Annotated in this window: 5 protein-coding genes; 3 read left to right on the forward strand and 2 right to left on the reverse strand. The window is 69.2% G+C overall.

The genetic code is table 11. The annotated features are described in order from the left end of the window. Positions 1-29 precede the first annotated feature (29 nt). A complete protein-coding gene (gene gabT, locus ACZ7KI_RS35520) occupies positions 30-1,361 on the forward strand; it encodes a 4-aminobutyrate--2-oxoglutarate transaminase (RefSeq protein WP_470277399.1) in 1,332 nt (443 codons plus the stop codon). Further along, entirely contained in the window at positions 1,358-2,788 is a 1,431-nt protein-coding gene (locus ACZ7KI_RS35525; protein ID WP_470277400.1) for an aldehyde dehydrogenase family protein, read from the forward strand. Before gabT ends, ACZ7KI_RS35525 begins: the two co-directional genes overlap by 4 nt. A gap of 63 nt (positions 2,789-2,851) precedes the next feature. Here ACZ7KI_RS35525 and ACZ7KI_RS35530 read toward each other — a convergent pair whose 3' ends face one another. Then, positions 2,852-3,613, reverse strand: a complete 762-nt coding sequence (locus ACZ7KI_RS35530) for a helical backbone metal receptor (RefSeq protein WP_470277401.1) — start codon at positions 3,611-3,613, stop codon at positions 2,852-2,854. After that, a complete protein-coding gene (locus tag ACZ7KI_RS35535; protein WP_470277405.1) occupies positions 3,610-5,019 on the reverse strand; it encodes an RNB domain-containing ribonuclease in 1,410 nt (469 codons plus the stop codon). Before ACZ7KI_RS35535 ends, ACZ7KI_RS35530 begins: the two co-directional genes overlap by 4 nt. Positions 5,020-5,153: 134 nt before the next feature. Between ACZ7KI_RS35535 and ACZ7KI_RS35540 the strand changes: the two genes are divergently transcribed. Then, a complete protein-coding gene (locus tag ACZ7KI_RS35540) occupies positions 5,154-6,119 on the forward strand; it encodes an ATP-binding protein (protein ID WP_470277402.1) in 966 nt (321 codons plus the stop codon). Positions 6,120-7,109: the final 990 nt, after the last annotated feature.

A 7,109-nucleotide genomic window follows, 5' to 3' on the forward strand; every position in this document is an offset into this window, starting at 1 on the left:
CCGTCCCCCGCGTCCGCAGGAGTCTGGCCGTGACCGCCACCACCGAAACCCAGCGCAGGCTGCGCACCGAGATCCCCGGCCCCGCCTCGCGCGCCCTGCAGGAACGACGCGCCGGCGTCGTCGCCGCGGGCGTGAGTTCGGTGCTGCCCGTCTACATCACCTCCGCCGAGGGCGGCCTGCTCACCGACGTCGACGGCAACGTCCTGATCGACTTCGGCTCCGGTATCGCCGTGACCAACGTCGGCCACGCGGCTCCCGCCGTCGTCGACCGGGTCCGCGAGCAGGTGGGCCGGTTCACGCACACGTGCTTCATGGTCACGCCGTACGAGGGATACGTCGAGGTGTGCGAAGCACTCGACAAGCTGACGCCCGGCACCCACGAGAAACGTTCGGTGCTGTTCAACTCCGGCGCCGAGGCCGTCGAGAACGCGGTGAAGATCGCCCGCGCTGCGACCGGCCGCCAGGCGGTCGTCGTGTTCGACCACGCTTACCACGGCCGCACCAACCTGACGATGGCGCTGACCGCGAAGTCCATCCCCTACAAGCACGGTTTCGGCCCGTTCGCGCCCGAGGTCTACCGCGTCCCCGGGTCGTATCCGTACCGCGATGGCCTGTCCGGTCCCGAAGCGGCGCGGATCGCCATCGACCGCATCGAAAAGCAGATCGGCGGCGACCAGGTCGCGGCCGTCGTCCTCGAACCGGTGCAGGGTGAGGGCGGCTTCATCGAGCCCGCCCCCGGCTTCCTGCCCGCGTTGTCGAAGTGGTGCGCCGAAAACGGCGTCGTGTTCGTCGCCGACGAGGTGCAGACCGGCTTCTGCCGCACGGGCGAGTGGTTCGCCTCCACGCACGAGGAGGTCGTGCCGGATCTGATCGCCACCGCCAAGGGCATCGCGGGCGGGCTGCCGCTCGCGGCGGTCACCGGCCGCGCGGAACTGCTCGACGCCGTCGGACCGGGCGGGCTCGGCGGAACCTACGGCGGTAACCCGATCGCGTGCGCCGCGGCGCTCGGTTCGATCGAGGTCATGCGGCAGGAGAACCTCGCGGCGTCGGCGAAGCGCATCGAGAACACGGTACTGCCGCGACTTCGGGCGCTGGCCGCGGAAACCGGTGTGATCGGCGACGTCCGCGGCCGTGGCGCGATGCTGGCCGCCGAGTTCGTGAAGCCGGGCACCACCGAACCGGACGCCGACCTGACCAAACGCATCGCGCAGGCCTGTCACCAGGCCGGAGTCGTCGTCCTCACCTGCGGCACCTACGGGAACGTCGTCCGCCTGCTGCCGCCGCTTTCCCTGTCCACCGAACTGCTCGACGAGGGCCTGTCCGTCCTCGAGCACGCTGTCCGCACGGAGGCCGTCAAGTGAGCACCTTTCCTTATTGGGTAGCCGGAAAGCCGGTCACCAGCGGCGAGACCGTCGTCGTCCGTCACTCCTTCGACGGAAGTGAGGCGGGCTCACACCACGTTCCGTCCACTTCGGACATCGAGGCCGCCGTGCAGGCGGCGCACGACGTACAAGACGAGTTCGCGACGCTGCCCGCCCACGTCCGAGCGGGCGCGTTGGACCACGTGTCCCGAGTCTTGGGTGAGCGGTCCGAACAGATCGCGCGGCTGATCACCGCCGAGTCCGGCAAGCCGCTGAAGTGGTCGCGCGGCGAGGTCGGCAGGGCGGCGTCGACGTTTCGCTGGGCGGCGGAGGAGGCGCGCCGGTTCTCCGGTGACCTGCAGCGGCTCGACACCGATCCGGGCGGCACCGGACGGCTGGCGTTGGTGCGCCGCGTGCCGAAGGGCCCGGTTCTCGGCATCACGCCGTTCAATTTCCCGCTGAACCTGGTGGCGCACAAGGTCGCGCCCGCGATCGCGGTCGGGGCGCCGATCGTGCTCAAGCCCGCGCCCGCGACGCCGCTGACCGCGCTGCTGCTCGGCGAGATCCTCGCCGAGACGGACCTGCCTGCCGGAAGCTGGTCGATTCTCCCGGTGAGCAACGAGGAATCGGCTCGGCTGGTCTCCGATCCGCGGCTGCCGGTCGTGTCGTTCACCGGCTCCGTGCCGGTGGGCTGGGGCATCCGCGACAGCGTCCCACGCAAGCACGTCGCGCTCGAACTCGGCGGCAACGCCGCGGTCCTCGTCTGTCCTGATTGGACTGACCTGGACTTCGCGGCGCAGCGGATCGCGACGTTCGCGATGTATCAGGCCGGGCAGTCGTGCATCTCGGTGCAGCGGGTGTACGCGCACGCCGACGTCTACGACGAGCTCCGGGCGAAGGTGCTGGAGCAGGTGCGGGCGCTCGGGACCGGTGACCCTCGGGCGGACGGCGTGGACGTCGGACCGCTGATCAACACCGACGCCGCTTCCCGGGTGGAGTCGTGGATCGCCGCGGCCGTCGACGCGGGTGGCGAACTCCTGACCGGCGGGAAGCGCGACGGCGCGACCGTCGAGCCGACCGTGCTCGCGAACGTGCCGGAGGACGCGGCTGTGATGGCCGACGAGGTCTTCGGGCCGGTCGTGTCGATCACGCGGGTGGAGTCGGTGGACGACGGAGTGCGGCGGATCAACGACTCGCGCTTCGGGCTACAGGCGGGGGTGTTCACCCGCGACCTGCCGACCGCCTTCGATGTGTCCGCGAAGCTGCGCGTCGGGGGTGTGCTCGTCGGCGACGTGCCGAGCTTCCGGGCCGACCAGATGCCCTACGGCGGCGTGAAGGACTCCGGCGTCGGCCGCGAGGGCCCGGCGTCGGCGATGGCCGACTTCACCGAGGAGCGCGTCACCGTCCTGACCGGCCTGACCCTCTAACCCCACCGAGAAGCCCGCATTTAGTCCTCTGGATGCGGTGGTTCGTACGACGAACTACCGCATTTAGAGGACTAAATGCGTGAGGTGGGAGTGGGCCTCGACGAGCGAAGGGCCGTACCAGGTCAGGTAGCGCCCGGAGACCAGGACGTGCTTCACACCGGGGAACGCTTCGGGGCCGTCGTCGGCGGTGAACTCGTAGGGCTCGTCGGGCAGGACGAGCAAGTTCGCGTCCCCGGCCGCGAAGCGCGCCTGGAGTTCTTCGAGCTTGGGACGCGGGTAGCGCTCTTCGTCGTCCGCGTAGACATTGCCGATCCCGACGCGATGCAGGACGTCGCCGCCGAAGGTGTCCCGGCCGAGCACGATCCACGGCTTCCGCCAGACCGGCACGACCGCCCTGAAGCGCTCCGGCCGCGTCTCCCGCCACACCTCTTCGGCCTCGACCAGCCAGTCCGGCTCGGCGAGGTCGTAGGCCTGCGTCAGTATCCGCCGGATCGAGCCCAGCGCGGCGGGCACGGTGGCCGACGCCTCCATCACCCAGACCGGGATTCCGTTGGCGCGCAGGCGTTCCACGTCTTCCGGCCGGTTCTCTTCGGAGTTGGCCAGCACGAGATCCGGTTCGAGTTCGAGCACCTTGGCCACATTCGGATACTTGGAGCCACCCACCCGCGGGACGTCCAGATCCACCGGATGGGTGCAGTAGTCCGTGGCACCGGCGAGTCTGCCGGGCGCGCTCACCTCGACGGCCTCGGTCAGCGACGGCACGAGGGAGACCACCCGCGACGCCGGCTCGCGCAACGGGACGACTTCGCCGAGATCGTCGATCATGCGCGCTCGAAGGAGAGTTTCCGTTTGTCGACGTCCACCGCGGTGAGCCGGACCCGGATCCGCTCGCCCTCCGGCAGCTTCTCGCCCGCGCACTTGCCCATCACCGGCGGGTTCTCGATCAGGATCTCCGCCTTGTTCTCGTCGGCCCGCAGGACGATCGCGCCGAACTCCTCGCCGATGTGCTCGGCCATGACCCAGGCCTCGACCTGGTCGATGCAGGCACGTTCGACCTTCGCCGCCAGCGTGTCGGACGCGGTCATCTGCTCCGGCACCTCCGAAAGCGCCGCGCGGACCCACGCGGGCACCTCGCGGCCGGCGCTCACGGCCAGGCAGATCTCGGTGGCGAACCGGTCGACCAGCCGCCGGATCGGCGCGGTGACGTGGGCATACGCGCCGCCGATGCCGGCGTGCGTGGTCAAGGCGGGCAGTTCACCGTCGAACGAGGTGTACCCGGCGCCGCGCAGAAGACGGGTGGTGTCGGCGAAAAGCGCCATCGAGGCGGGCTGGCCGGGATCCAGCGCGGCGAGGAACTCCGACACGCTCTTGCCCTCGGGCCACTCGATGTTGAGCGCCTGCGCGGACCGGCGCAGCCAATCGACCGCTTCGGGCTCCGGGGCGGGCAGGGTCCGCAGGACCCCGATCTTGGCGTCGATCATGAGCTTCGCCGCCGCCATCCCGGTGAGCAACGAGATCTCGGCGTTCCACGCGTCGACGTCGTTGCGCGGCCGCTGGACCAGCACCCAGCCGCCGTCGGGGTCGCCGTTGATCTCCTGTTCCGGCAACTGCAGTTCCACCGCGCCGCGCCGGACCGCGAGTTCGCGGCGCAAGCGGCCCAGCTCCGGCAGCGCGGCGACCGACGGATGCGGGGTACCCGCGTCGATCGAGGCCTGGACGGTTTCGTAGTCGAACTGCTCGGTCGACCGGACCAAGGCGCGGCGGAGGTTGGTCGCCGTCGGCTCTCCGCCCGCGTCGACATCGATGGTCCACAGCACGGCGGGCCGGGTCTCCCCCGGCAGCAGACTCGCCGCGCCTTCGGACAACACCGGCGGGTGCAACGGCACGTTTCCGTCCGGCAGGTAGAGCGTCTGCCCGCGGCGTCGCGCTTCCTTGTCGAGCGCACCACCCGGTGGGATGAACGCGGCCAGGTCGGCGATCGCGTAGTGGACGCGGAATCCGCCGCCCTCGACGCGCTCGATCAGCACCGCCTGGTCGAGATCCTTGGCACCGGGCGGATCGATGGTGACGAAGGGCAGACCGGTGGCGTCCTCGCGGTCCCCCGCCGACTCGAGCGGGTCGACGACCGCCGCCTCCGCCTCGGCGAGCACGTCGGGCCCGAACGTCTCCGGCAGCAAGAACTCGGCCCGCAGGCGACCGAAGTCCCCTCCGGCCGTGTGTGTCCTGATCACGAGTGGAGGCACCACCCAACCCTATCTCGATCCGGACCGGTTGATCGCCCGTTCGGGTGCGGGCCGGTCGGGTGTACGTTACGGGCCGAAATGAAAACCGATACCCTTTTCAAAACGACAGGAAGGGCCGTGGCGTGAAGATCGCGTTCGTCGGGAAGGGCGGCAGCGGCAAGACCACGTTGGCGTCGCTGTTCACCGCGTACCTGGCCGGCGCCGGGAAACCGGTACTGGCGATCGACGCGGACATCAACCAGCACCTCGCCGTCGCGCTCGGCGCGAGCGAGGAAGAGGCCATCGCGTGGCCGACACTGGGCGACAACATGGGCCTGATCAAGGAGTACCTGCGCGGCGACAACCCGCGGATCGCCGACGCGGCCTCGATGATCAAGACGACTCCGCCGGGACGCGGATCGCGGCTGGTCCGGCCGTTCGAGGACAACCCGATCTTCGAGGCCTGTTTCCGCGAGTTCGGCGGCGTGCGGCTCGGCGTCACCGGACAGTTCGACGAGGACGACCTCGGCGTCGCCTGCTACCACTCGAAGGTCGGCGCGGCGGAACTGCTGCTGAACCACATGATCGACGACGCGGGCGAATACGTGGTCATGGACATGACCGCCGGCGCCGACGCGTTCGCGTCCGGCCTCTTCACGCGATTCGACGTGACGTTCCTGGTGTGCGAGCCGACCGTGCGCAGCGTCGGCGTGTACCGGCAGTACGCCGACTACGCGCGGGACTTCGGCGTGCGACTGGTCGTCGTGGGCAACAAGGTGACCGAAGACGAGGACATCGAGTTCCTGCGCGACGAGGTCGGCGACGCGCTGCTGGGCTGGATGGAGAACTCGCGGCACGTCCGCGCCGCCGAACGCGGCCGCGCGCGCCCGATCGGCGAACTCGAGGCGCACAACCTCCAGACGCTGGGCTCGATGCTCGCGACCGTCGACGCCGAGCAGCGGGACTGGGCGCGCTACCAGCGTCAGGGCGTCGAGTTCCACCTCCGCAACGCGCGGGCGTGGGGCAGCGGGCGGGCCGGGGAAGACCTCACGGCGCAGGTGGACCCGGAGTTCGTGCTGGGCCCCGCGTTGGCCCGGCAGGACGCCTGACCTGCGGATTCACCCGCGGAGAGAGAAAGGGCGGTGGGGGCGGGTAGCTGGCCGCCTTTGCCGGGCCCCTGCCGTGAAGGCCTCCTTCTTCCCTACGTTCTGCCGGTTGTCCGTCACCTGTCGTGACCGGCTTGATCAACGGACGATTCGGGACGTTGAGTGTCCCGGATCCTCCGTTGATCAAGGTCTGACACCGGGCGACTCGTGCGACGACGCGGGAAATCGGGACACTCATCGTCCCAATTCCTTCATCGTCGAACCGATAGCCCGCCGACATTGCCGGGGCCCTGCCGTGAAGGCCTCCTTCCCTACTCTCAAGGCAGGGTCCCGGCAAAGTCGCATAACTGCTGGTCGGCTCCGCCGCTAGAGCGGAACAGGGCGAACGTGTCGTGGTGGCCCCGGCGGGAGCGGGCTTCACGCAAAAGGCCTCACCCGGCTCTTGACCGTCTATAAGGGACACTTTTCGAGTCAAATGTGCCCGGTTTGGGGGACTTGCACGGTTCCGAGAAGGGGTCGTGAGTGATGTGGGTCGTTCTATTGGGGGGTAAGGCAAACGTGTCGTGTCTCGGGCGAGGCGGTGGGCTGGGTGACGCGGCACCGCACTGGCCTTGCCGAAGTACATGAAGGAGGCCTTCACTGCGTCTAGGGCCAGGGTCCCGGCGAAGTCGCATAACTGCTGGTCGGCTCCATTACTAGAGCGGGTCAAGGCGAACGTGTCGTGGCGGACCCGGCGGGAGCGGGTTTACGCAAAAGGGGGCCTCACCTGGCTCCCGACTGTCCATAAGGGACGCTTTTCGAGACAAATGTGCCCGATTTGGGCGAGTTGCGGGGTTTGGCGAGGGGGTCGTGAGTGATGTGGGTCGTTCTATTGAGGGGTAAGGCAAACGTGGCGAGATCGGCTCGCTGTCTGGCGGCAGGCGAGAAGCTCCCCGCTGAGGCGGGGCGCGTCGCGCGACTGTCCACAAGGGACGCCTTTCGAAGAATCGGTGT

Source organism: Amycolatopsis sp. NPDC039088 (genome assembly GCF_055598845.1).